The sequence below is a fragment of the Acidovorax kalamii genome, assembly GCF_002245625.1.
Classification (GTDB): domain Bacteria; phylum Pseudomonadota; class Gammaproteobacteria; order Burkholderiales; family Burkholderiaceae_C; genus Acidovorax; species Acidovorax kalamii.
Genome location: NZ_NOIG01000010.1, coordinates 199,762 through 222,267, shown reverse-complemented (window position 1 = coordinate 222,267; position 22,506 = coordinate 199,762). Strand labels below are relative to the sequence as shown.

Here is a 22,506-nt window from a genome sequence, read left to right as displayed (position 1 = left end):
ACGCTTGTTAACGCGGCCGCCTGCGTCCGAACACCCTTACACTGGCGCGCCGCTGGCCCCATGTGCCCGGTGCCAGCCCACCCCCTTCGTTGAATTCAAAGGAATCCCATGCGCATCTCCCCTGCCCTCCTCGTCGTTGGCCTGCTAGCCGCTCCGTTTACTGCTGTACACGCGCAGGCCTCGGGTCCCATCACCACCGCCAGCGGCCTGGTCTATGAATCCCTCAAGGAAGGCACGGGCGACTCGCCCAAGGCCACTGACACCGTCAAAGTGCACTACAAAGGCATGTTCCTGGATGGCAAGGAGTTCGACAGCTCCTACAAGCGCGGCGAGCCCACCTCGTTTCCGCTCAATGGCGTGATCCCCTGCTGGACCGAAGGCGTGCAGCGCATGAAGCCGGGCGGCAAGGCCAAGCTGACCTGCCCACCCGCCATTGCCTACGGATCACGGGGTGCGGGTGGCCTGATTCCGCCCAACACCACGCTGAACTTCGAAGTCGAGCTGATTTCGATCGGCCGTTGAGCCCATGCTGCTGAAGGTCGGTGACCTCGCGCGGCGCACCGGCCTCACGGTGCGCACACTGCACCATTACGACGAGATCGGCCTGCTCACGCCCTCGGGCCGCTCGGAGGTTGGTTACCGGCTCTACAGCCAGGCCGACGTGCAGCGGCTGCATGGCATCCAGACCATGCGCCAGATGGGCCTGGCGCTCAGCGACATTGGCAACTTGCTGGCGGGTGACGGTGTGGCGCCCGAACGCATCATCGGCCAGCAGATCCGCGCGCTGGACCAGCAGATTGCGCAGGCCAGCGAACTGCGCGCCCGCCTGACCATGCTGCGCGACGGCCTCATGGCGGGCGCCGAGCCCAACATGGGCAACTGGCTGGAGGCGCTCGCGCTGATGACGACCTACGGCAAGTACTTCAGCGCCACAGAACTCAAGCAGATCTTCACGAACTGGAGCCTCATCGAGGCAGACTGGCTGGTGGTCAGGGACCTGGTGCGCGACGCCATGGACCGGCAACTGCCCCCCGATGCCCCTGAAGTCCAGGCATTGGCTTACCGCTGGATGGCACTCATGCTGCACTGGATGGGCGGCGACCTGGACCTGCTGGAGCGCTGGGGGCACATGTTCCGCACCGAGCCCACCACACAAGGCCGCCACCACGCGCCGCCGGGCGAGATGATCGAGTACGTCGAGGTCGCCATCAAGCTGCGCATGGCGCTGCTGGAGAAGTACATCACCCGCGACGATCTGCGCGCGCTCGGCCATGTGCCCCATACCCACTGGGCCGCGCTGGAGGCCGATGTGCAGCAGCTTCTGGCCCGTGGGCTGCCCCCACACCACCCGGATGCCATCGCCGCTGCACTGCGCTGGAACGCGCTGTTCGACCAACTGACCGGCCAGCGCCCTGGGCTGCGCCAGAAACTGCTCACGGCCTCGGCCAACGAGCCGCTGCTGCAGGCCGGATCGCCCCTGAGCGCCCCGGTGCGCGCCTTCCTGCACGCCGCGCTGGCCTGCGCGGCCCCTGGAGCAGTCCCCCATCGGCCTGAACTTCCTCCAAAAGAACTCTGAAAATGCTTGACCCTCACGCGACGTGAGGCTGCACAGTCGGTCCCCATGAATGGATCGACACTCTCCCCCGGGACCGCCGCACCAGGCCTGCGGCTCCATGCGCTGGACAATTTGCGCGCCGCTATGATGTGGCTGGGCATCGTGCTGCATGTCGCGGTGATCTACATGAGCCGCCCCTCCCCCCTGCCCTGGCACGACGACCAGGCCACCCCGGTGGCCGATCTGCTGGTCGCCGTGATCCATGCGTTCCGCATGCCCGTGTTTTTCATCCTGGCCGGTTTTTTTGTGTCGCTGCTGGTGCACCGCCGGGGGTTGGCCGGCATGGTGCGCCACCGGCTGCGCCGCCTGGGTTTGCCGTTCGCGGTGTTCTGGCCTCCTTTGTTTGTGCTCAGCGCCCTGCTGGGCCTGGCGTTCCTGCACCGGATGGCCCAAGGCACGTGGGGGCTGGACCGCAACCTGATGCCCCAGAACACCACCATGACAACGGGCCCGAACACCATGCACCTGTGGTTTCTGTGGATGCTGCTGTGGCTGGCCATGCTGACACCCGTGCTGTGGTCCGCCGTGCGCGCACTGCCTGCCGGCCTGCAGCACGCCCTGGGGCGCATCGTTGCCTGGCTGGGCGGCACGCCGCTGGGCATCGTTGTGCTCACGCTGCCGCTGGCCTGGATTGGTGCCGACTATGACCATGGCATTGTCACGCCCAACGGGTCCTTCCTGCCGCCGCTGGCTGAATGGCTGCACAACGGACTGTTCTATGGGTTTGGGCTGTGCCTGTATGCGCAGCAGAAGACATTGATGGCGCGCTACGAAAGGCACTGGCCTATGCTGGCAAGCCTGGGGCTGGCGTGCTTTCTGATCACGGCCGTGCTGTTGGAGGTGCTGGCGCAGCCCGAGGCATCGGCCTTCGTGCTGGTCCTGGTCTCCGGAGCCTTCACTGACCTGCTGGCCACCCCCGTGTCGGCCACGCGGCACCTGCAGTTCTGGATGGCACTGGCCTACAACGGAGCCTCCTGGCTGTGGAGCCTGGCCCTGGTCGGGTTCTTTCTGCGGCATGTGGCGCAGGCCCGCGCCTGGCTGGCCTATCTGGCCGACAGCTCGTACTGGGTGTACCTGGTGCACCTGCCCATGACCATTGGGTGGGGCGCACTGCTGCACGGCCTGCCGATTCCTGTGCTGGCCAAGATGCTGATCAATGTGCTGGCCACCACCGCCCTGTGCCTGGCCACCTACCACCTGGGTGTGCGCTTCACCGCCGTGAGCCAGTTGCTCAACGGCCGCCGCCACACCCGCCCACCTTCTGGAAAGACTGCCCATGCGACCTGATACCCCGCCCCCTTCCGCGCCTGCGGCCTCTTCAGGCCCGGCCGCCAACCCGCGCGCTGCGCTGTTCAAGGACCGCAACTTCCGCTGGCTCACCAGCGGCGCCTTCCTGTCCATGCTGGGCGACCAGTTCACACTGATCGCGCTGCCCTGGCTGGTGCTGCAGATGACGGGCGACACCCTGGTGCTGGGCACCGTGCTGGCCCTGGTCAGCGTGCCGCGTGCGCTGTTCATCCTGATCGGAGGCGCGCTGGTGGACCGGCATTCGCCCAAACAGGTGCTGATGGTCACCAAGTACGTCAACCTCGTGCTGCTGGCCGTGCTGGCGGGGCTGGTGCTGGCCGACAGCCTGGCACTGTGGATGGTGTACGTGCTGTCCCTGGGCATTGGCCTTGCCACGGCCTTCAGCATCCCGGCCGGCACGGCCATGATGCCAAACGTGGTGGCGCGCCACCAGTTGCAGGCGGCGAACGGCGTGAACCTGGGCTTGCGCCAGCTCACGATGTTCCTCGGGCCGCTGCTGGCGGGCCTGTTGATCGCGCTGTTTGGCGATGCCTCGACCGCCTCTGCCGGTAGCGAGGGCGGCGCGCGCGCCAATGCCACGGGCATCGGCATCGCGTTTGCGCTGGATGCGCTGAGTTTTGCGGTGTCGGCCTGGACACTGTCCAAGGTGCAAACCCACGCAGGCAGCGCAGCCCCTGCGGCAGCGCCGCAGGCCGTGCTGGCGTCGGTGGCCCAGGGCCTGGCGCATTTCTGGCGCGATGGCGAGCTGCGCACCTGCTTTCTCTACTGGAGCGCGATCGCCTTGTTCATCATGGGGCCCATCCACATCGCGATCCCCGTGCTGGCCAGCAGCACGCCCACGCTGGGCGCCGCCGCCTTCGGCATCATCGTGGGCGCCCATGGCGCGGGCACGCTGCTGGGCATGGTGGTTTCGGGCATGCTGCCCCGGCTGCGCATCGGCAGCCTGGGCATGACCATCCTGGCGTTCGACGCGGTCATCGGTGCACTGTTCGTGCCCATGGGCCTGATCACCGCCGTGTGGCAGGGCGCGCTGCTGATGCTGGTGATTGGCCTGCTGGGCGGTTTCATGCAGGTGAGCGTGTTCACCTGGATACAGCAGCGTGTGCCCCCGGCGCTGCTGGGCCGGGCAATGAGCCTGTTCATGTTCATCTTCATGGGCCTGGCGCCCATCTCTGCGGCGGTGATGGGCTGGGTGATGAAAAGCATCACGCTGCCACAGCTGTTTGCGGCCAGCGGCGGCACGCTGGTGGTGCTGGCTGCGCTGGCCTGGGTGCTGACACCCATGCGCAGCGTCACAGATACGACACCCGCCACGCGCTGAAACCCTGCGCGCGCAAAAAAGGCCGGGCAAATGCCCGGCCTTTGACTGAAAGCGAACGACTCAGACTTCGGTCACGAACTGCTCGCGGGGGCGGCGCACCTTCTTCAGGTTCACCAGCCAGTCGCCTTCGTCGGCACGGTAGCCCAGGGGCAGAATCGCCACACTGCGCAGGCCACGGGCGCGCAGATCCAGGATTTCGTCCAGCGCATTGGGATCAAAACCCTCCATGGGGGTGGAATCCACTTCTTCAAACGCTGCAGCGATCAACGCTGCGCTCATGCCGATGTAGGCTTGGCGTGCGGCGTGCTGGAAGTTCACCTCGGCATCGCGCTGGGGGTAGCTGGACAGCAGCATCTGGCGGTAGTTTTCCCAGCCTTCGTTCTTGAAGCCGCGCTGCTCGTTGGTCAGGTCGAACATCATGTTGATGCGGTCGGCCGTGTAGTTGTCCCACGCAGCAAACACCAGCAGGTGCGAGCCGTCGGTGATCTGGGCCTGGTTCCAGGCGATGGGCTGGATCTTGGCGCGCACGGCGGGGTCGGTCACCACAATGATCTCGAAAGGCTGCAGGCCGCTGGAAGTGGGGGCCAGGCGGGCGGCCTCCAGGATGCGCTCGACCTTCTCCTGCGGCACGGCCTTGGAGGGGTTCATCTTCTTGGCGGCATAGCGCCATTGCAGTTTGTTCAGCAGGGGTTGGGCAGCGGTGGTGTCAACGGGGCTCATGGCAAGGATTCCTGAAATCGGCAAACGGGTTTGAACTAAGAAAAAGCGGATGGTTGAACTGTAAAGACCCGGTTTTCTTTGAGTAAGCCCCGCTGCGGAAAAGGATTGTTCGCAATCGGTCAACAATCGCGCCCCAAATCAATCGGATTCGTACCTGCACCCGGGGCCTGCAGCCTGCGGGCGTACACTCGCAGCCATGCGTTCTGGCCCACAGCATGGCGCGGTGTGCACCCGCTCTCCCCGCCCCACTTCCTGCCCAATTCCCCGTCCCATTCCCTGGCCGCGCCCGCCCCATGACTGAACCCGATCTGTCCTTCCTGGACCCTTCAGGTCGGCGGCCCACCCCGGCCGACAATCACCCGCGGCCCTCCGTCGCCCCGGCCGAAGGCCTGGTGGCCGAGCTGCGCGCCTACCAGGCTGAGCTGGAAAGCCAGAACAAGGTGCTGCGCTACAGCCAGGCCGTGGCCGAGAGCGCCTACGAACGCTTCGAGACCCTGTTTGCCAGTGTGCCCCTGGCCCTCATGGTGGTGGACGAGCACGACATGGTGGTGCAGGCCAATTCGATGGCCCACCGCTCCTTCCAGCCCACCGAACGCGACCGGCCGCTGACCGCGCTGATGCCTTTTGTGTGCCCACAGGACGCCGCCCGCGTGCGCGAGGCCTTTGCCCAGGCGCAGGACCTGGGGCACAGCGAGGCCAAGGAGGTGGTGTTCCTCATCAACGACACCAGCCGCATCACGGGCGACCTGCACATCGCGCACATCGAGGCACCCCAGGCCAGCGGCGCACCGTTGTCCCAATTTTTGTGCGCGGTGATCGACCAGGGCCCGCTGCTGGCCGAGCGCCAGGCGCTTCAGCACAGCGCGCTCACACTGCAGCAGCGCAACGAACAACTGCACGCCAGCGAGAAGCGGCTCGAAGCCGTCATCAATTCGGCGCTGGACGCCATCATCTGCGTGGACCAGCACCAGCGCATCACCGTGTTCAACCCCACAGCGGCCGCGCTGTTCCAGTGCAGTGCCAGCGACGCACTGGGCAGCACGCTCGACCGCTTCTTGCCCGATGCGGCGCAAGCCCTCGCGTTTGCGCAGCTCACCACGCAGGCACTTCTGGGCGAGATGACGGCCCTCACCGCCAGCGGCAAGGAACTGGCCGTGGAAGTGAGCGTGTCGTTCGAGCGCCATGCAGAAAGCGTAGGCGGGGGCGAGACCACCACCGTGTTCGCGCGCGACCTCACCGGTCGCAAGAAGGCCGAAGCGCACCGCAACGAGCTGGAGGCCCAGCTGCGCGAGTCGCACAAGATGCAGGCCGTGGGCACCATGGCCGGGGGCATTGCGCACGACTTCAACAACATCCTGGGCGCGATCCTGGGCAACGTGGAACTGGCCAAGGCCGATTGCGCCGCAGGCTCGCCCGTGCTGGAGAGCCTGCTGGAGATCGACAAGGCTGGCCGCCGCGCGCGCGACCTGGTGCGCCAGATCCTCACCTTCAGCCGCAACGAGCCCCCGCAGCGCTCGGCCGTGTCGCTGGCCGAGGTGGTGCACGACACCGAACGCCTGCTGCGCGTGACCCTGCCCCCCGCCATCGAGCTGCACATGCAGTTGCAGGCAGGGTTGCCCCCCGTGCTGGCCGACGCCACCCAGGTCGAGCAGGCCTTGCTCAACCTGTGCACCAACGCCGTCCACGCCATCCAGGGCCAGGGCGGCGAGCGCGGCAGCATCCATGTGGAGGCCGCCACGGTGCAGCCCGACCAGCGCCTGACCGAACGCCTGGGCCTGGCGCCCATCGACTACGTGGCCCTGACGGTGCGCGACAGCGGCCCCGGCATGGAGGCGGCCACACTGGAGCGCATCTTCGAGCCCTTTTTCACCACCAAGCCCGTGGGCCAGGGCACGGGCCTGGGCCTGGCCGTAGTGCATGGTGTGATGCGCACACACGAAGGTGGTGTGGACGTGCAAAGCACGCCCGGCCAGGGCAGCCGGTTCACGCTGTACTTTCCGGTCGCAACGGGCCAGACAACCGCCCCCCCGGCGCCTGCCCCGGCAGCACCGGCTGCGCCCGCCGCACCATTGGCCACCGCAGCCGCGACCTCCACGCCGCGCCAGAAGCCCCATGTGATGTACGTGGACGACGACCAGGCCCTGGTCTTTCTGGTGCAACGCCTGCTGCGCCGCCGGGGCTACGAGGTGAGCGGCTTCACCGATCCCCACGAGGCCACTGCCGCGCTGCGCACGGCGCCCCAGCGCTACGACCTGCTGGTGACCGACTACAACATGCCCGGCTTCTGCGGCGTGGATCTGGTGCGCGAGGCGCGCCTCATCCGCCCCGGCCTGCCCGTGGCCCTGGCCTCTGGCTATGTCACGGCCGAGATCGAGCAGGCCGCGCTGGCCGAAGGCGCACAGGCGCTGATCCACAAGCCCAATGACGTTGAAGAGCTTTGCGCCACCGTTGAGCGCCTGGTGAGGGGCGACAACCATGCCGCAAGCTGAGACCTTTGCGCAGGCTGCATTCTTGGCGCCCACGGTATCGGCAGAGGTCAACCACGTCGAGCGCGTTGCAAACCCTCAAGACCTATGCGCTCCTCCGGTGGCGCTGCATGAGGACGCCGACGTGCTGGTGCTGTACAAGCCCTCTGGCCTGCTGTGCGTGCCGGGGCGCGGCATCGACAAACAGGACTGCCTGAGCGCACGCGCCCAGTCGCACTGGCCGGGCGCACTCATCGTGCATCGACTGGACCAGGCCACTTCGGGTCTGGTGCTGATGGCTCGGCATGCCGATGCACAACGGCGCTTGAGCCTGGCATTTGAGCAGCGGCAGGTTCACAAACGCTACGTCGCGATAGTTCAAGGCTTGGTGGACGCCCCGGCCGGCACCTGGGCAGACATCCACCTGCCCATCGCCGCTGATTGGGAGCGGCGCCCCTTGCGCGTGATCGATGCAGTGCACGGCAAGCCCAGCCATACCCGCTGGCGCACGCTGTCACATGATTTGACTGCCAGAACCACCCGTGTCGAGCTCGAGCCCCTGACGGGTCGCACGCACCAGCTGCGCGTGCACATGGCCGCCATGGGCCACCCGATCCTGGGAGACACGTTGTATGCGGATGCCGCCACACAGGCCCAGTCCTCACGCCTGTTGCTGCATGCCGCAGAACTGGCATTGGCGCACCCCGCTACCGGGCAGCCCATGCGGTGGGAGCTGGTAGCTGACTTTTGAAGCTTTTTTGCCGCCCACCGCCTGATGGGGCTCATATTTAGCTATTTCTTTAATAGCAAGCCAACTCAGTGAACGGGCAGCAGCGCCGCGACCGACTGGCTCAACTGCTCCTGCCAGGGCAACGCATCCACCACCGTTGACAGCAGCTCAAGGTTCTTGTGCCACCCGGTGTCATTGCCCGTGGAGTACACCAGCATCACGTTGCTGCGGGGCTGGCCCAGCCGTGCAAGAGCAAAAGGCCGCTGTGCTGTCCAGAGACGGATATGCCAGTCCCAGCCGATGGACACCACAGGGCAGGACGCGCTCACCCATTCCGTGTAGCCACTGATGGTAGTCTCGCATCCGCACACCGCAGCACGCGGCTCCACCAAGTCCAGGTCCACCGCCGACATCAGGTGGCGGATAGGCAGCGACAGCAGTTCGTCAATCGACAGTCGCAACAGGCCATCTGGCGATACCTGCACGGGGTTCACGCTCGTTCTCCGCCGATCGCCCCGATGGGCACCCACCCCTGGCTGACACTGCCGCAAGGGCCTGCAGCGCCTGAAGGCAGCAGCATCAGCCCAGCAACCCCAGCATGGCGGCACGCACGGTGGCGGCCGTCTTGTTGGTAGTTTGCAGTTTGGTCACGGCATTCTTGACGTGGAAGTTCACGGTGTTTTCCGACACATCCAGCAGCGAGGAGATGTCGGCAGAGGTCTTGCCGTCGGCGGTCCATTTGAGCACCTCGATTTCTCTGGCCGTCAGATGCGGCTGCATCTCTTCGGCCTGGCGTGTCGTAAAGATGCGCGACAGGATCAGGTGCGCAATGTGCGCCAGCCAGCGCATCTTCATCTCGCTGCGGGCAATCTCGTCGGATGTCAGGGCCTCGGACGAACGCGCCAGTGTCAGCATGCCGCGCACCCCACCCCCGTCAATGCACGATTGCGCCCATCCAAAGCGCAGGCCGAACGAACGCGCGTCTTCCCAGAAATCCTGGGCCGATGCAAACACGTCGTCCGACCAGACCAGTGGAGTCTGCTTGCGGCACCCATGCTGCACGGTGGGATCCACCTGCACATAGCCCTGCCGCACATACCGCTCCTGCCAAGCCTGCGGGTAGTTGTTCAAAAAAATGGTCTTCGGGTTGGACAAGGGCATGGGTACCCGCAGGCCATAAGCGCAGTACTCAAACCCCAGGGCTTGCGCAGCAAGCTCGATTTTGCAAAAAACCTCCTGCTCAGACTGCGCGCGATCCATCACCCCCAAAAGATCTTCTTGCCAGCTTGTCATAGGACTCCAACCCGAGCGCCACCCCACAGAGACTGACCATCTGCGTGCGCACTGCGCACCATCAAACTACGGTTACGTTTTTCCACATTCTGGCGGCATTGAAGCCCTTTGGCGAGCTGATTCTGACAAGAAAGGCGCCCAGCAACACCTACCAGAGTTGGTAGTTACAAATATTTCCGTGTGATTTTCTAATGGGTAAAACTCATGAAGGAATCTCCGATGCGTATCACCTCTGGCTGCTCTGCTGAATTGCATCCGCCACTGATGACGCGCATGGCCCGGTACCGGCATCGTGTTTTTGTGGAAAAACTGGGCTGGCAGCTGCACTGCCGCGATGCCCTGGAGCTGGACCAGTTCGACCGGGGTGACACCGTCTATGTCATCGCCCAGAACGAAGACGGCGAAGTGATTGGCACCGCCCGGCTGCTGCCCACAACCCGCCCCTACCTGCTGGCCGAAGTGTTTCCGCAATTGCTCAATGGCGCCCCGCCCCCCGAAGCACCAGAGGTGTGGGAGCTGTCCCGCTTTGCAGCGATGGATTTTTCAGGGCCCACGGGCTCCGCGCTCGACCAGTTCTCCTCGCCCATCACCACCGGCCTGCTGCAAGCGGCCAGCCGCTGCGCAATGGCACACGGGGCCCAACGCATGGTCACGGTATCTCCACTGGGTGTGGAGCGTCTGCTGCGCCGTACAGGTTTTGAATCCCATCGCCTGGGCCCGCCCACCCTGGTCCAGGGCCATCCGCTTTTTGCTTGCTCCATCCGGTGCAAGTGACTGCACCTGCGCGCAGCCTGCCCAACGCATTTTCTTGAGCCGACCATGCCGCTCCCATCCTCGCTCCAGACGCCCCAGCCTCCCGCAGCTGCGGTCCCAAGCCTGGCGCCCCCGGGCCTGAGGGTGGTCATCCCACATCTCGGGCGGGTCACTGCCGACTTGCGCGAACACCTGCTACAGCAACGTCCCGTCACCCTCTGGCTCACCGGCCTGAGTGGTGCTGGCAAGTCCACGCTGGCCTATGCACTGGAGGAGGAACTGCATGGCCTCGGCTTTGCCAGCTTCGTGCTCGACGGAGACAACCTGCGGCACCGGCTCAACCGCGACCTGGGCTTCAGCGCCGCCGAGCGCTCGGAGAACATCCGGCGCGTGGCAGAAGTCGCCGCACTGATGAACGACGCCGGACTATTGGTCTTCACCGCCCTCATATCCCCCCAGCGCAGCGACCGCGCCATGGCCCGTGCGCTCATTGGGGAACACCGCTTTCTGGAGGTGCATGTAAGCACCCCGCTGAGCGTGTGCGAGGGCCGCGACCCCAAGGGCCTGTACACCATGGCGCGCGCGGGGCGCATCCCGCAGTTCACCGGGGTTTCCGCCCCCTACGAGGCCCCCGAATCGCCCGATTTCAGCATCGACACCGCCCACCTGAGCCTGCGCGAGGCCTGTACGCAGCTGCTCGCGCTTCTGCGCCAGCGCGGGTACATCCGCTAGGGCAGTCTTTTTTTGCACGATTCTTCCGATGTCTCCCATGCACGCCCAAAAACCTGCCTCAGCGCCCCCCACCCCGGGCACTGGATTGAACGCCTATGACCTTTTCAACGGGGATGCAGACGGGCTGTGCGCGCTGCACCAGCTGCGCCTGGTGGAGCCCCGCGACAGCGTCCTCATCAGCGGGGTGAAACGGGACATCGCCCTGTTCGACCAGCTGCCCTCCGGTCGGCCACTGCAGGTGACGGCGCTCGATATCTCGTGGGACCGCAACGCGCAGGGCGTGTGCCGGGTGCTCAACGGCGGCGGCCAGGTGACCTATTTCGACCACCACAGCGCAAAAAAGCTCTTTCGCCATCCGCAGCTCACAGCCCACATTGACTCCGGCCTGGACGTCTGCACCAGCATCCTGGTGGACCGCCACCTGGGCGGTGTTTTGCGCCAGTGGGCCATCGTGGCAGCCTACGGCGACAACCTGGACGCCGTGGCCGACCGCATGGCGCGCGAGCACGGCTGCACGGCGGCCACACGCGGAGCGCTGGCGCAGCTGGGCTACCTGCTCAACTACAACGCCTATGGCGAAAGCCGCGAAGACCTGCACTTCTGCCCCGTGCAGCTGTACCGGTCTATGCACCGCTTCGAGAGTCCGCTCGACTTCATGGCCAAGGCCTACGAATTCCGCCGCCTGCTGGAAGGCCATGCCAGTGACCTCAAGGCCGTGCAAGGTCTCACGCCCTACACCGCCAACGACAAGGCCACCGTCTACGTGCTGCCTGACCGCGCATGGGCCCGGCGCCTGTGCGGCACCCTCGCCAACCAGCTTGTGGCGCGCAACAACGGGCGCTCGGTCGCCGTGCTCACCCCCCGTTCGGACGGCGACTTTCTGGTCAGCCTGCGCATTGGCAGCGCCAGCGCCAGCCGCGCCGACGTGTTCTGCAGCCGCTACCCGGCAGGTGGCGGCCGCCACGGCGCGGGCGGCATCGACCGGCTGCCCGACCAGGACATGGATCGCTTCATCAACGAGTTCTTCGCGCATCTGGAGTCAGACACACCATGAACCAACCAACCCGCAACACACGCCCGCTTCCGCTGTTGATGATTCCACTGCGGCGCTGCGGCAGCCACGCGCTGCGCCTGCGCCTGAACGCCAGCCCGCAATTCCACTCCCCCTATCCACTGCACATCGTGGACTTCATGCCGCTGGTGCCGCTGTATGGCGACCTGCGCGACGACGGCGCGTACCTGCAGATGGTCAAGGACGTGGTGGGACTGCAGCAGGCCAGCATGGTGAGGTGGCCGGGCATGCACTTCCATGCCGAGGAGATCTTCAACACCCTGACGCACGAGCCCCGCAGCGTGCACCGCATTGTCTGGGAGCTGCTGCTGCGCAGCGCAGAGCAGCACGGGGCCAGCGTGGCCATGGACAAGTCGCTCGACAGCGTCCACTACGCCCACGACCTGATGGCCCTGTTTCCGGAGATGCGCTTTCTGAACGTGGTGCGCGATCCCCGGGCGCAGGTGGCCTCGATGAACCGGGCGATCATTCACGACTTCGACACCACGCTCAACGCCCTGGCCTGGGTCAAGGCCCACACCACAGGCCGCGCGCTGGCGCTGCGCCACCCGGACCGCGTGCTCACCATCCGATACGAAGACTTCCTGGCCGACCAGGAACACACGCTGCGGCGCATCTGCCAGTTCATCGGCATCGAGTTCCTGCCGCAGATGCTGGACATCGCGGCATCGCAGGAAGCGCAAGACCTGTCCCGCATGTCTGCCCTGTGGGAGTCCAACTGCTTTGCGCCCCTTCCGGCCAACAAGGACAAGTTCAAGACCCAGTTGCAACCCCACGAAATCGAGACCATCGAAAGCCTGGCGTGGGAAACGATGCGCCACTACGGGTACGAATGCATGACCGATGTCCAAGCCCCCCACCCCACGCCAGCCGTACTGGAGCAATGCCGCCAGCAGTCGGAGAAACGGCGCAGCGAGGCCTGGGAGCAGCTGCTGCGCAGTGCGCCGCGCGACTATGCGGCCCGCCGCGTGCGGGCCGACTATCTGGATCGCGTGCGCCAGCGCCTGCAAAACACCCGCACCATGGAAAACAGGGCAGCAGCCCTGTCCTGACCGGCGCGGCAACACCATCGGCTCCCCCGGCCCCGCACCTCTTCACCCACCTTCGCCACTGCACCCTCAAGGAGCCGCCATGCGCATCAAAGACCTGAAACTGGGCATTCGACTTGGAGTGGCGTTCGGGCTGCTGCTGTTGATCACCATGGTCATCGCCGCACTCGGCGTCATGAGCGTGACCGCCCTGCAGCACAGCAACGAACACATCGCCACCTCGGAGCTCAAGCGCCAGGGCATCGTGCACCAGTGGCAGACCGACATCCAGATGAACTGGCTGCGCACCGAGGCCTTCCTCAAGGCCAGCGACGCTCAGTACGCTGGCAAGCTCAAGAAAGACATGTCTGCCGTGGTCGAGGTGCAAAGCAAGCGCATGCAGGAAGTGCGCAGCTACCTGTTGCCCGGAAAGGAAACGCAGCTGTACGAACAGGCCATCGCCGCGCGCGATGCCTACCGCGTCAAGCGCACCGAACTCGTCAAGGCCAAGGAGGCCGGACAGGATGTGGCCACACAGACCGATACCGTACTGGCGCCCATCTTTCAAAACTATGCAGGCACGCTGCAGGAGCTGACCCGAACGCTGGACGAAGGCGTGGCGGACACCCTCAAGGACACCACAGCCAAGGCCACAGCCAGCATCGCCTGGATCGGTGGCAGCTCCGTGGCCGCCATCCTCGCAGGGCTGCTTCTCGCCTGGTTGACCACCAACTCCATTACCGCCCCTGTGCAACAGGCAGTCCAGGCGACATCAGCCATCGCGGCGGGTGACCTGGCGACCCCCATCCCCGAGGGCGCCAAGGATGAGCCGGGTCAGTTGCTCACCGAGCTGGCGCACATGCGCTCCAAGCTGGCCGATATCGTGGCCAACGTGCGGCAAAGCGCAGAAAGCGTCTCCACCGCCAGTGCGGAGATTTCGCAGGGCAATCACGACCTTTCTGCCCGCACCGAACGCCAGGCCAGTGCACTGCAGCAGACGGCTGCGTCCATGGAAGAGCTCGGCTCCACGGTGAAGCAAAACTCTGACAGCGCCCAGCAAGCCAACAGGCTCGCTCGCGATGCCAACGATGTTGCCCTGCAAGGTGGCAACGTCGTGACCCAGGTGGTCGAGACCATGAAGGGCATCAACGACAGCTCCAAGCGAATTGCAGACATCATCAGCGTCATCGATGGCATCGCTTTTCAGACCAACATTCTGGCGCTCAACGCAGCCGTCGAAGCCGCACGCGCGGGAGAACAGGGACGGGGCTTTGCGGTCGTGGCCAGTGAAGTGAGGGGGCTCGCCAGCCGATCGGCCGAGGCAGCCAAGGAAATCAAGGCGCTTATCTCTGCCAGCGTCAGCCGCGTAGAGCAAGGCACGGCCTTGGTGGACAAGGCGGGACACACCATGGCGGAAGTCGTCCAGTCCATTCGGCGTGTGACGGAAATAGTGAGCGAAATCAGTGCCGCCAGCTCGGAGCAGAGCGAGGGTGTCGGTCAGGTGGGCGAGGCCGTGATGCAGATGGACCAGACGACCCAACAAAACGCAGCCCTGGTGGAGGAAATGGCTGCCGCAGCCAACAGCATGAAAACCCAGGCCCTGGACCTTGTCCAGTTGGTCTCGGTGTTCCAGCTCAGCGCCGTTGGCAGCAGCACCCCGATGCCTGCAGTCACCCACGCGCCAGCGGTGCTGACGCCGGTGGGGAGGGTCGGCGCGCACAGAGCCATCGCGGCGTAAGACGACAAGCCGCGCCAGCTTCGCGCTGACGGGGACCGACGGGGATCCCGTACTGGGGGCGATGGTTCGAGTGGACTATGCCAGCGCCAGCACCTCGGCCACCGGCCTGCGGGGCTTGGGCGCCGCCGCCTCTGCGGCACGCCCCACGGCCACCAGCATCACGGGCAACTCATCGGCCTGCAGCCCAAAGGCGCCCGCCACCCCCGCTGCATCAAAACCACCCATGGGCGCGCTGGCCAGGCCCATGCCCTCTGCCGCCAGCATCAATGTCATCGCGGCCAGCGAGGCCGAGCGCACCGCCTCATCACGCTGCAGTTGGGCATCGGGGGCATGTGCCGCAGACGCCTGGGCCACCCAGGCATCCCCCACCGCCTGGCCAAAAACACCGGCACGCACCACAGGCGCCAGCCGCTCGGCCAGCCGGGTGTGGGCCTGCAGCGTGCCGCAGACGATGTAAGTCACAGCGGCATGCAGCACCTTCTGCTGGCGCCAGGCCAGCGCGTGCAGCTGTGCCTTGGCCGCAGGCGTGCGCACTGCAATAAAGCGCCAGTTCTGCAGGTGGTAAGCCGTGGGCGCCAGCGTGGCCAGGCGCACCAGCTCGGCAATCTGGGCTTCATCCAGCACATGGCTTGCGTCGAAAAGATGGGTGGAGACGCGGGTTTCAATGGCCGAAGCCACGGTGTGAGAAGACATGGAAACACAGACCTTTCAGATCAACAAAGAAAAGGAAAAAGGAAGGACGAAACCGGAGAACAGGGCGCCTGGGGCTTCAGCGACCCGCGCCGCGCTGCGCCATGGCCCACTGCACCGCCAGCACGCAGCCCAGCACCGTGGCCATGCCCAGCAGCGACACGCCGCGCATGGCTTGCCCCAGCAGCGCCCAGCCCAGCACCACGGCCGTGAGCGGGCTCAGCAGCCCCAGCGACGCCACGGCCACCGTGGGCAGACGCTCGATGCCCCGGAACCACAGCACATAGGCCACCAGCGCCCCCGCCAGGCAGAGGTACACATACCCACCGGCCTGCGTGGCCGTGAGTGCGGGCAAAGGCGGGTCGGCCCACCAGGCCACCGGCGCCAGCATGAGTCCGCCCAGCAGCAGCTGCCAGCCGGTAAAGGCCAGCACCGGCAGGCCGGACTGCCAGCGGCGCGAGAGAAACGTGCCCATGGCCATGCACACCGTGCCCGCCAGCGCCGCCGCCACGCCCCACGCGTCCCAGACGGTGCCGGGGGCCAGCAGCAGCAGGGCCATGCCCGCCACAGCCAGCACGCCCGCCCCCAGCGCCACGCCCGGCGGGCGGCGCTGGTCCACCGCCCAGGCCAGGCCCATCACCACCAGCGGGCCGATGGCTCCGACCACGGCCGCCAAGCCGCCCGGCAAGCGGTAGGCTGCCACAAACAGCAGCGCCTGGAAGACACCGATGTTGAGCGCAGCCAGCAGCGCCATGCGCCCCCAGCCCCCGGGTACCGGCCAGCGCCGCGCCCACAGCACCAGCAGCAGCCCCGCAGGCAGCGCCCGCAGCAGTGCCGCGGTGAACGGCCGACCGGGTGGCAACAGCTCGGTGGTGACGATGTAGGTGGAGCCCCAGATGGCAGGCGCCAACGCGGTGATAAGCACATCCAGCCAGCGGGAGGATGGTGAAGAGGACGAGCTTGATGCCATGATTTTTATCTTTAATTCAAGATAAATCACTGTAGCATAAAATCTCGATATCAAGATAAAAAAACGCCTATGCCTGATACCCGCCCCGCAGACGCCGTGGATGCCATCCTGGCCCAATGGCACACCGAACGCCCCGACCTGGATGTGTCCCCCATGGGCCCGATTGGCCGGCTCAAACGCTGCGCCGCGCTGGTGGACCGGCGGCTTGAAGCCGCCTTTGCGCCCTTCGGCCTGTCGTTCTGGGAGTTCGACATGCTGGCCACGTTGCGCCGCTCTGGCGCCCCCTACTGCCTGGCCCCCACCACGCTGTTCTCGACGCTTATGGTGACCTCCGGCACCATGACGCACCGCATGAACAGGCTGGAAGCCAGTGGCTGGATCACCCGCCTGCCCAACCCTGCCGATGCCCGCAGCCTGCTGGTGCAGCTCACCCCGGTGGGCCTGGCACTGATCGACCGTGCGGTGGAGGCCCATGTGGCCAACGAACACGCGCTGCTGGCCCCCCTGCGCGCGGCCGACCTCGCCGCCCTGGACCGCAAGCTGGCCCAGTTGCTCGCGGTGCTGGAGTCGCCCGAGGGTCAGTGAGGGCCTGAATGCAGCCCTGCACTGCGTACTGCGCAGTAACATGGCGGGATGCCTCACAACCACCTCACCATCCTCACCGGCGCCTCGCGCGGCATGGGCCTGGCCATGGCCCAGCAGCTGCTCAAAAGCGGCAACACCCTGATCTGCATCGCCCGCAGTACCAACCCCGATCTGGCCGCCGAGGCCAAGGCCGCAGGCGCCACGCTGGAGCAGTGGCAGCAAGACCTGTCGCAAGGCGAGCAGGCCGCGCACCAGTTGCAGGCCTGGCTGCAGGCCCAGGGCCCGCAGGCGTTTGCCAGCGCCACCCTCATCAACAACGCGGGCGTGATCCCGCGCATTGCGCCGCTGTCTGCCAGCGCCAACCCGCAGGATCTGGCCGACCTGGCCCACGCGCTGCGCGTGGGGCTGGAGGCGCCCATGCAGCTCACCGCCGCTTTCCTGGGCGCGACGGACAGCTGGACGGTGCCGCGCAAGGTGCTCAACATCTCCTCGGGCCTGGGCCGCCGGGCCATGGCGTCACAGGCCGCCTACTGTGCGGCCAAGGCGGGCATGGACCATTTCACGCGCTGCGTGGCGCTGGACGAGGCCCTCAAGCCCCATGGCGCCAAGGTATGCTCGCTGGCGCCCGGTGTGATCGACACCGACATGCAGGTCCAGCTGCGCGGCGCCGACCCGGCCGCCTTCCCGGATCGCCAGAATTTCGCCAACCTCAAGACGGGTGGCCAGCTCACATCGCCTGCCGACGCCGCCACCCGCGTGCTCGCCTGGCTGGAGCGCGCAGACTTCGGCACCAACCCGGTGGCCGACGTGCGCGAGGCGTGAGCCTATTACTCCTGTTTTTATAGCTACCAAGGCATGATGGACGCGCGGAAGCGGCCATTTTTATTCATATCTTTTCTACAAGGACCTCCCCATGACCCGTGAAGTCGTCGTCGTCAGCGCTGTGCGCACCGCCATTGGCACCTTTGGTGGCAGCCTCAAGGACATCGCCCCCACCGACCTGGGTGCGCTGGTCGTCAAGGAATCGCTGGCACGCGCCAGCGTGGAAGGCAAGGACGTGGGCCATGTGGTGTTCGGCCACGTGGTGAACACCGAGCCCAAGGACATGTACCTGTCGCGCGTCGCGGCCATCAATGGTGGCTGCGCCGAAGGCACGCCCGCGTTCAACGTGAACCGCCTGTGCGGCTCGGGCCTGCAGGCCATCGTGTCGGCCGCGCAGGCCATCCAGCTGGGCGATGCCGACGTGACCATCGGCGCAGGCGCCGAGGTGATGAGCCGCGCACCGTTCGCCAGCCTGAACATGCGCTGGGGCGCCCGCATGGGCGACACCAAGATGGTGGACATGATGATCGGCGCGCTGCACGACCCCTTCCACACCATCCACATGGGTGTGACGGCCGAGAACATCGCCGCCAAGTGGGGCATCAGCCGCGAAGACCAGGACAAGCTGGCCGTGGAAAGCCACAACCGCGCCGAACGCGCCACCGCCGCGGGCTACTTCAAGGACCAGATCGTGCCCGTCACGCTCAAGTCCAAGAAGGGCGATGTGCAATACGCCACCGACGAACACTTCCGCCCCGGCGCCACGCTGGAAGACATGGCGAAGCTCAAGCCCGTGTTCGTGAAGGAAAACGGCACGGTGACGGCCGGCAACGCCTCGGGCATCAATGACGCCGCCGCTGCCGTGGTGCTGATGGACGCCGCGGCCGCCAAGGCCCGTGGTGCCAAGCCCCTGGCGCGCCTGGTGGCCTACGCCCACGCGGGCGTGGACCCCAAGTACATGGGCATTGGCCCCGTGCCTGCCACGCAGCTGGCGCTGAAGAAGGCGGGCCTCACCGTGGCCGACCTGGACGTGATCGAGGCCAACGAAGCCTTTGCCGCGCAGGCCTGTGCCGTGACCCGCGACCTGGGCCTGGACCCGGCCAAGGTCAACCCCAACGGTTCGGGCATCTCGCTGGGCCACCCCATCGGCGCCACGGGCGCGCTGATCACCGTGAAAGCAATCCACGAGCTGCAGCGCGTGCAGGGCCGCTATGCGCTGGTAACCATGTGCATTGGCGGCGGCCAGGGCATTGCGGCAATCTTCGAGCGCCTTTGATTTTTGAGCGTGGCGGTGGCTGCCATCGCCAGTGGCGATGCTGCCACCCGCTATTGGCAAGGCGGGCGCCGCCGGTGATCAGCGATCATTGGCGCCCGCTGGCCCAGACCCGCCATGCAGCATGGCCCCACCCACTGCCTGCGCATCCCATACAACGACGGAGACTTTGTTCACCATGATTCGCACCCTGCTTTCCTTCACCGCCCTCGCCTTCGCGCTGGGCACCACGGCCCACGCCCAGGCGCCCGCACCGGCAGCCGCCTACCCCACCAAACCCATCCGACTGATCGTGCCCTTCCCGCCCGGCGGCGGCACCGACATCCTCTCGCGCCTGGTGGCAACCAAGCTCACCGAAGGCGCCAAATGGACCGTGGTGGCCGACAACAAGGCGGGGGCAGGCGGCACCATCGGCATCGGCGAAGCTGTGAAGGCCGCACCCACCGGCTACGACATCGTGATGGGCCAGAAGGACAACCTGGTGATCGGCCCCTGGCTGTACAAGAACCTGCCCTGGGACCCGACCAAAGACCTGACGCCCGTCGCCCATGTGGCCTGGACGCCCGTGGTCATCGCCACCAGCGTCAACTCCAAGTACAAGACCCTGGCCGATGTGGTGGCCGCCGCCAAGGCTGCGCCTGGCACCATCACCTATGGCTCGCCTGGCAATGGCACCTCCATCCACCTGGCAGGCCACCTGTTCGAGCAGGCGGCAGGCGCCAAGCTCAGCCACATCCCCTACAAGGGCTCCAACCCCGCGCTGATGGATGCGCTGGCGGGCAATGTGGACCTGCTGGTGTCGTCCCTGCCCTCGGCCATGGGCCAGATCAAGGCGGGCAAGCTGCGCCCGCTGGCCGTCACATCGGCCAAGCGCAGCTCGTCACTGCCCGACGTGCCCACAGTGGCCGAATCCGGCTTCAAGGACTTTGACGTGAGCACCTGGTATGGCGTGTTTGCCCCCGCTGGCACGCCTGCCCCCGTGGTGGCCACGCTGAATGCCGAGGTCAACAAGCTGCTGGCCACGGCCGACATGAAGGCCGCCATCCAGGCCCAGGGCGCCGAGCCCGAAGCCATGACATCGGCACAGCTGGGTGCCCTCCTGAAGAAGGAATACACGCAGTGGAAGGGCATTGTGGAAGCCTCCGGCGCGAAGATCGAGTAGCCCCCTGATGAGTCGCCTGCGGCGCCTTCCCCCTGAAGGGGGACGCACCCGGTGGCCTGGCGGAGCCAGCTCCACGGGTGCACTGGCGCTGGGGCGTGCCTATTCCGCGAGCAGCTGGCTGCGGGTGGTTTACTGCTTTATCGAAGACTGAAATGAAAACGGCTCCTTTCGGAGCCGTTCTTCATGGGGGATGACGCTCAGTCGCGCACGACCAGCACGGGGATGTGCACCACGCCCAGCACGCGCTGGGTGACGCTGCCCAGCACCAGCTTTTCGAGGCCTCGGCGGCCGTGTGAGCCCATCACGATCAGGTCGGCGCCCGAGGTTTCGAGTGCACGCAGGATGCCGTCATGCACGGCATGGCCCTCGCCCACCAGGGCGTTGGCCTGCACGCCCGCTTCGGCCATGGCTTTTTTGGTCGCATCCAAGGCGGCATTGGCTTCGGCCGTGGCGGCATTGATGTACTGTGCCTGGCCATAGGCAAAGTCGGCGCCCACGCCGGTGAAGGGATAGGGGTCGATCACATACACCGCCGTCACCGCGCTGCCAAAGGTCTTGGCCAGGGCTGCGGCCTTGGAAACGGCCAGCATCGAGGTCTTGGAGCCATCAACGGGAACCAGAATGTGCTTGAACATGGTGCTACTCCTTAAGTGAAGGGTGGGACCAAGCTTGTGACCTGGTCATGGGCCTCAGTGTGGACTGCCACCATACCCCGCATCTTGATTCGCATCAAATCCGGCGCACTCATACGCGTTTTCAGGCGACTGGGCCCGGCCCCACCACATCGGCCCCCTGGAAGTTGCCGCGCCGGCAGGTCACCACCAGCGTGTCGCGGTGACCGCCCGCCGCCAGGGGCTGGATGGGGGTGGATTCATGGATCATGCGCGCGTCGTCCAGCAGCAAGAGCGACCAGGGCTCGGTGAGCGTGAAGCGCTGGCCGCTGGGGCCGGTGGCCTCGAACACGCGGGTCTCACCGCCCTTCACGCCTTCGCGGCCCACCAGGAACACCGCCACCAGGTCCACGCCGTCGCGGTGCGCGCCCTCGGGCGTGGGGCGGCCAATGCCGTCGGTGGTGTCGATGCGGAACTGGTGCGCTTCCACGAACCAGGGTGCGGGGGCGTCCGGCCCGGCAAACACGGCGTCCGACACGCCCGCCAGCGCCGCCAGCAACTGCTGCCACACGGGGCGTGCCACGGTGGTGGCCTCCATGGGTGCAAACCAGCGCTCCATGCCGCCATGCAGGGCGTTGTATTCCACCGGCTGCCAGTGCGCGCGGTGCGGCGCTTGCTTCACTTGCCCGCCCTGCACCACAAAACAGGCATGGCGGCGGCGGCGGTAGCGGCCACCGTCTTTCAAGAACTCATCGGGCGGCAGCGCGGCCCAGTCGCTGTTGAGGGCCATCAGCGCGGGCAGATCGCAACCGATCCACTCGGCCACGGCCGCCGGGGACAACACGGCGTAGCCGCCCTGGCGCAGTTGGCTGGCGACTTCGGAAGGGGTGGTGAACGGAGGAGAAAAGGTGACTTGGGCCATAAGGGCCCGAGCTTAACCGCAGGCGCAAGCCCGCGATCTGCGGTGGCGCAAGAAGAGGACCGGGGCGGGCGAAGCGCACGCCGCGCGCAGTCGCACCGGCCAATCCACCCAGCTACTCACGCCGCTCAGTCCCTGTGGCCATGGCCCTTGCCACGGCCTTCGCCCCGCTCACCCCGGTCATCGCCCCGCCCATGGCCGCGCCCGTGGTCGCGGTCATGTTTGCCGCCGCCGTGGCGGTGGTCGTCGTCCCAGCGGCGGTCATCGCGACTTGCATGGTGGTGGTGCTTGGGCCCCTTGCGCGGCGGGGGCTCCTGCACAAAGTACACCGGCTGGTTGCAGGCGTTGTAGCGGGCGCAGTGTTTGCCCCAGTTTTTCGCGTGGCCCGGCGGCACATACATGTAGATGGGCGACCGCGGGACCACCACGGCCGGGCGGTGGATGATGACGGGCTCGGCATAGATCAGGGGCGGTGGCGGCGCGTTGCCGATGTTGATGCGGCCATACACGCCCGGCGCCAGCTCGCCGCCCACGGTGGCGTTGATGTAGGTCTGGGCCTGCGCCCCGCCTGCGGCCGCCAGCAGCAGCGCGGCAGCGGCGCCGCACACCAGGTGGCGAAGGGTGGTGGATCTCGTGGAGGTAGTTGTATTGGTCATGGGGAACTCCGAAAGGCAAGCCCTGCCGGGGGTGTACGCACTG

General features: G+C 66.3%; 23 protein-coding genes. 15 read left to right on the top strand and 8 right to left on the bottom strand.

Translation table 11 applies throughout. The annotated features are described in order from the left end of the window. Window positions 1-108: 108 nt before the first annotated feature. Genes CBY09_RS16265 through CBY09_RS16250 form a run of 4 tightly spaced genes read left to right on the top strand, consistent with a single transcriptional unit; the run spans window position 109 to window position 4,244 of the window. Window positions 109-522: an FKBP-type peptidyl-prolyl cis-trans isomerase gene (locus CBY09_RS16265; RefSeq protein WP_094290628.1), complete on the top strand. Its 414-nt coding sequence runs from the start codon at window positions 109-111 to the stop codon at window positions 520-522. A gap of 4 nt (window positions 523-526) precedes the next feature. Then, window positions 527-1,576, top strand: a complete 1,050-nt coding sequence (locus CBY09_RS16260; RefSeq protein ID WP_094290627.1) for a MerR family transcriptional regulator — start codon at window positions 527-529, stop codon at window positions 1,574-1,576. A gap of 45 nt (window positions 1,577-1,621) precedes the next feature. Beyond that, window positions 1,622-2,902 (top strand): acyltransferase family protein, encoded by a 1,281-nt coding sequence (locus tag CBY09_RS16255; protein ID WP_094290626.1) that lies wholly within the window; start codon window positions 1,622-1,624, stop codon window positions 2,900-2,902. Then, entirely contained in the window at window positions 2,892-4,244 is a 1,353-nt protein-coding gene (locus CBY09_RS16250; RefSeq protein WP_094290625.1) for an MFS transporter, read from the top strand. The genes CBY09_RS16255 and CBY09_RS16250 overlap by 11 nt, the downstream gene beginning before the upstream one ends. A 60-nt stretch (window positions 4,245-4,304) precedes the next feature. Here CBY09_RS16250 and CBY09_RS16245 read toward each other — a convergent pair whose 3' ends face one another. Next, window positions 4,305-4,964 (bottom strand): NAD(P)H-dependent oxidoreductase, encoded by a 660-nt coding sequence (locus CBY09_RS16245; protein WP_094290624.1) that lies wholly within the window; start codon window positions 4,962-4,964, stop codon window positions 4,305-4,307. A 293-nt stretch (window positions 4,965-5,257) separates the two neighbouring features. Between CBY09_RS16245 and CBY09_RS16240 the strand changes: the two genes are divergently transcribed. Both CBY09_RS16240 and CBY09_RS16235 read left to right on the top strand, forming a co-directional pair. After that, window positions 5,258-7,453 carry a PAS domain-containing hybrid sensor histidine kinase/response regulator gene (locus CBY09_RS16240; protein WP_094290623.1) on the top strand — a complete coding sequence of 732 codons (2,196 nt, stop codon included), beginning with the start codon at window positions 5,258-5,260 and terminating at the stop codon, window positions 7,451-7,453. Between the two features lie 97 nt (window positions 7,454-7,550). After that, window positions 7,551-8,180: an RluA family pseudouridine synthase gene (locus CBY09_RS16235; protein ID WP_240515759.1), complete on the top strand. Its 630-nt coding sequence runs from the start codon at window positions 7,551-7,553 to the stop codon at window positions 8,178-8,180. Window positions 8,181-8,245: 65 nt separating this feature from the next. On the opposite strand, the gene CBY09_RS16230 is transcribed toward CBY09_RS16235, so the two are convergent. Together CBY09_RS16230 and CBY09_RS16225 are read right to left on the bottom strand one after the other, a co-directional pair. Then, window positions 8,246-8,653 carry a DUF4902 domain-containing protein gene (locus CBY09_RS16230; RefSeq protein ID WP_165773928.1) on the bottom strand — a complete coding sequence of 136 codons (408 nt, stop codon included), beginning with the start codon at window positions 8,651-8,653 and terminating at the stop codon, window positions 8,246-8,248. An 85-nt stretch (window positions 8,654-8,738) separates the two neighbouring features. Further along, the gene (locus CBY09_RS16225; RefSeq protein WP_165773927.1) at window positions 8,739-9,452 is read right to left on the bottom strand and encodes an autoinducer binding domain-containing protein; all 714 of its coding nucleotides are present in this window, start codon (window positions 9,450-9,452) and stop codon (window positions 8,739-8,741) included. Window positions 9,453-9,671: 219 nt separating this feature from the next. Between CBY09_RS16225 and CBY09_RS16220 the strand changes: the two genes are divergently transcribed. The 5 genes from CBY09_RS16220 (at window position 9,672) to CBY09_RS24255 (ending at window position 14,775) form a co-directional block, all read left to right on the top strand. Next, entirely contained in the window at window positions 9,672-10,226 is a 555-nt protein-coding gene (locus tag CBY09_RS16220) for an acyl-homoserine-lactone synthase (RefSeq protein WP_094290619.1), read from the top strand. A 45-nt stretch (window positions 10,227-10,271) separates the two neighbouring features. After that, window positions 10,272-10,937 (top strand): adenylyl-sulfate kinase, encoded by a 666-nt coding sequence (gene cysC, locus CBY09_RS16215; RefSeq protein WP_094290618.1) that lies wholly within the window; start codon window positions 10,272-10,274, stop codon window positions 10,935-10,937. A 37-nt stretch (window positions 10,938-10,974) separates the two neighbouring features. Beyond that, entirely contained in the window at window positions 10,975-11,991 is a 1,017-nt protein-coding gene (locus CBY09_RS16210; RefSeq protein WP_240515751.1) for a hypothetical protein, read from the top strand. After that, a complete protein-coding gene (locus CBY09_RS16205; RefSeq protein WP_094290616.1) occupies window positions 11,988-13,061 on the top strand; it encodes a sulfotransferase family protein in 1,074 nt (357 codons plus the stop codon). Before CBY09_RS16210 ends, CBY09_RS16205 begins: the two co-directional genes overlap by 4 nt. A 79-nt stretch (window positions 13,062-13,140) precedes the next feature. Next, window positions 13,141-14,775 (top strand): methyl-accepting chemotaxis protein, encoded by a 1,635-nt coding sequence (locus tag CBY09_RS24255; RefSeq protein ID WP_094290615.1) that lies wholly within the window; start codon window positions 13,141-13,143, stop codon window positions 14,773-14,775. A gap of 75 nt (window positions 14,776-14,850) precedes the next feature. Here CBY09_RS24255 and CBY09_RS16195 read toward each other — a convergent pair whose 3' ends face one another. Then, complete coding sequence (locus CBY09_RS16195) at window positions 14,851-15,468, bottom strand: nitroreductase family protein (RefSeq protein WP_094290614.1); 618 nt, start codon at window positions 15,466-15,468, stop codon at window positions 14,851-14,853. 76 nt (window positions 15,469-15,544) lie between these two features. Further along, on the bottom strand, window positions 15,545-16,435 hold the full coding sequence (locus tag CBY09_RS16190) for an EamA family transporter (RefSeq protein WP_094290613.1): 891 nt from the start codon (window positions 16,433-16,435) through the stop codon (window positions 15,545-15,547). Window positions 16,436-16,504: 69 nt separating this feature from the next. Between CBY09_RS16190 and CBY09_RS16185 the strand changes: the two genes are divergently transcribed. The 4 genes from CBY09_RS16185 (at window position 16,505) to CBY09_RS16170 (ending at window position 20,277) form a co-directional block, all read left to right on the top strand. Further along, window positions 16,505-17,020, top strand: coding sequence for a MarR family winged helix-turn-helix transcriptional regulator (locus tag CBY09_RS16185; RefSeq protein WP_094290612.1), 516 nt, complete (start codon window positions 16,505-16,507; stop codon window positions 17,018-17,020). 48 nt (window positions 17,021-17,068) lie between these two features. Beyond that, a complete protein-coding gene (locus tag CBY09_RS16180) occupies window positions 17,069-17,842 on the top strand; it encodes an SDR family NAD(P)-dependent oxidoreductase (protein ID WP_094290611.1) in 774 nt (257 codons plus the stop codon). A 91-nt stretch (window positions 17,843-17,933) separates the two neighbouring features. Next, entirely contained in the window at window positions 17,934-19,118 is a 1,185-nt protein-coding gene (bktB, locus tag CBY09_RS16175; RefSeq protein ID WP_094290610.1) for a beta-ketothiolase BktB, read from the top strand. Window positions 19,119-19,293: 175 nt separating this feature from the next. Beyond that, on the top strand, window positions 19,294-20,277 hold the full coding sequence (locus tag CBY09_RS16170) for a Bug family tripartite tricarboxylate transporter substrate binding protein (RefSeq protein ID WP_094290609.1): 984 nt from the start codon (window positions 19,294-19,296) through the stop codon (window positions 20,275-20,277). 197 nt (window positions 20,278-20,474) lie between these two features. On the opposite strand, the gene CBY09_RS16165 is transcribed toward CBY09_RS16170, so the two are convergent. The 3 genes from CBY09_RS16165 to CBY09_RS16155 all read right to left on the bottom strand — a co-directional run bounded on the left by CBY09_RS16165 (window position 20,475) and on the right by CBY09_RS16155 (window position 22,463). Continuing rightward, window positions 20,475-20,912 carry a universal stress protein gene (locus tag CBY09_RS16165; protein ID WP_094290608.1) on the bottom strand — a complete coding sequence of 146 codons (438 nt, stop codon included), beginning with the start codon at window positions 20,910-20,912 and terminating at the stop codon, window positions 20,475-20,477. A 121-nt stretch (window positions 20,913-21,033) separates the two neighbouring features. Continuing rightward, window positions 21,034-21,810, bottom strand: coding sequence for a 2OG-Fe dioxygenase family protein (locus CBY09_RS16160; RefSeq protein WP_094290607.1), 777 nt, complete (start codon window positions 21,808-21,810; stop codon window positions 21,034-21,036). 125 nt (window positions 21,811-21,935) lie between these two features. After that, window positions 21,936-22,463 (bottom strand): hypothetical protein, encoded by a 528-nt coding sequence (locus CBY09_RS16155; RefSeq protein WP_094290606.1) that lies wholly within the window; start codon window positions 22,461-22,463, stop codon window positions 21,936-21,938. Window positions 22,464-22,506: the final 43 nt, after the last annotated feature.

Coding starts and splice junctions, on each gene's coding strand:
- CBY09_RS16265 (WP_094290628.1), top strand. CDS start 109: ATGCGCATCTCCCCTGCCCTCCTCGTCGTTGGCCTGCTAGCCGCTCCG.
- CBY09_RS16260 (WP_094290627.1), top strand. CDS start 527: ATGCTGCTGAAGGTCGGTGACCTCGCGCGGCGCACCGGCCTCACGGTG.
- CBY09_RS16255 (WP_094290626.1), top strand. CDS start 1,622: ATGAATGGATCGACACTCTCCCCCGGGACCGCCGCACCAGGCCTGCGG.
- CBY09_RS16250 (WP_094290625.1), top strand. CDS start 2,892: ATGCGACCTGATACCCCGCCCCCTTCCGCGCCTGCGGCCTCTTCAGGC.
- CBY09_RS16245 (WP_094290624.1), bottom strand. CDS start 4,964: ATGAGCCCCGTTGACACCACCGCTGCCCAACCCCTGCTGAACAAACTG.
- CBY09_RS16240 (WP_094290623.1), top strand. CDS start 5,258: ATGACTGAACCCGATCTGTCCTTCCTGGACCCTTCAGGTCGGCGGCCC.
- CBY09_RS16225 (WP_165773927.1), bottom strand. CDS start 9,452: ATGACAAGCTGGCAAGAAGATCTTTTGGGGGTGATGGATCGCGCGCAG.
- CBY09_RS16220 (WP_094290619.1), top strand. CDS start 9,672: ATGCGTATCACCTCTGGCTGCTCTGCTGAATTGCATCCGCCACTGATG.
- cysC (WP_094290618.1), top strand. CDS start 10,272: ATGCCGCTCCCATCCTCGCTCCAGACGCCCCAGCCTCCCGCAGCTGCG.
- CBY09_RS16210 (WP_240515751.1), top strand. CDS start 10,975: ATGCACGCCCAAAAACCTGCCTCAGCGCCCCCCACCCCGGGCACTGGA.
- CBY09_RS16205 (WP_094290616.1), top strand. CDS start 11,988: ATGAACCAACCAACCCGCAACACACGCCCGCTTCCGCTGTTGATGATT.
- CBY09_RS24255 (WP_094290615.1), top strand. CDS start 13,141: ATGCGCATCAAAGACCTGAAACTGGGCATTCGACTTGGAGTGGCGTTC.
- CBY09_RS16195 (WP_094290614.1), bottom strand. CDS start 15,468: ATGTCTTCTCACACCGTGGCTTCGGCCATTGAAACCCGCGTCTCCACC.
- CBY09_RS16190 (WP_094290613.1), bottom strand. CDS start 16,435: ATGGCATCAAGCTCGTCCTCTTCACCATCCTCCCGCTGGCTGGATGTG.
- CBY09_RS16185 (WP_094290612.1), top strand. CDS start 16,505: ATGCCTGATACCCGCCCCGCAGACGCCGTGGATGCCATCCTGGCCCAA.
- CBY09_RS16180 (WP_094290611.1), top strand. CDS start 17,069: ATGCCTCACAACCACCTCACCATCCTCACCGGCGCCTCGCGCGGCATG.
- bktB (WP_094290610.1), top strand. CDS start 17,934: ATGACCCGTGAAGTCGTCGTCGTCAGCGCTGTGCGCACCGCCATTGGC.
- CBY09_RS16170 (WP_094290609.1), top strand. CDS start 19,294: ATGATTCGCACCCTGCTTTCCTTCACCGCCCTCGCCTTCGCGCTGGGC.
- CBY09_RS16165 (WP_094290608.1), bottom strand. CDS start 20,912: ATGTTCAAGCACATTCTGGTTCCCGTTGATGGCTCCAAGACCTCGATG.
- CBY09_RS16160 (WP_094290607.1), bottom strand. CDS start 21,810: ATGGCCCAAGTCACCTTTTCTCCTCCGTTCACCACCCCTTCCGAAGTC.
- CBY09_RS16155 (WP_094290606.1), bottom strand. CDS start 22,463: ATGACCAATACAACTACCTCCACGAGATCCACCACCCTTCGCCACCTG.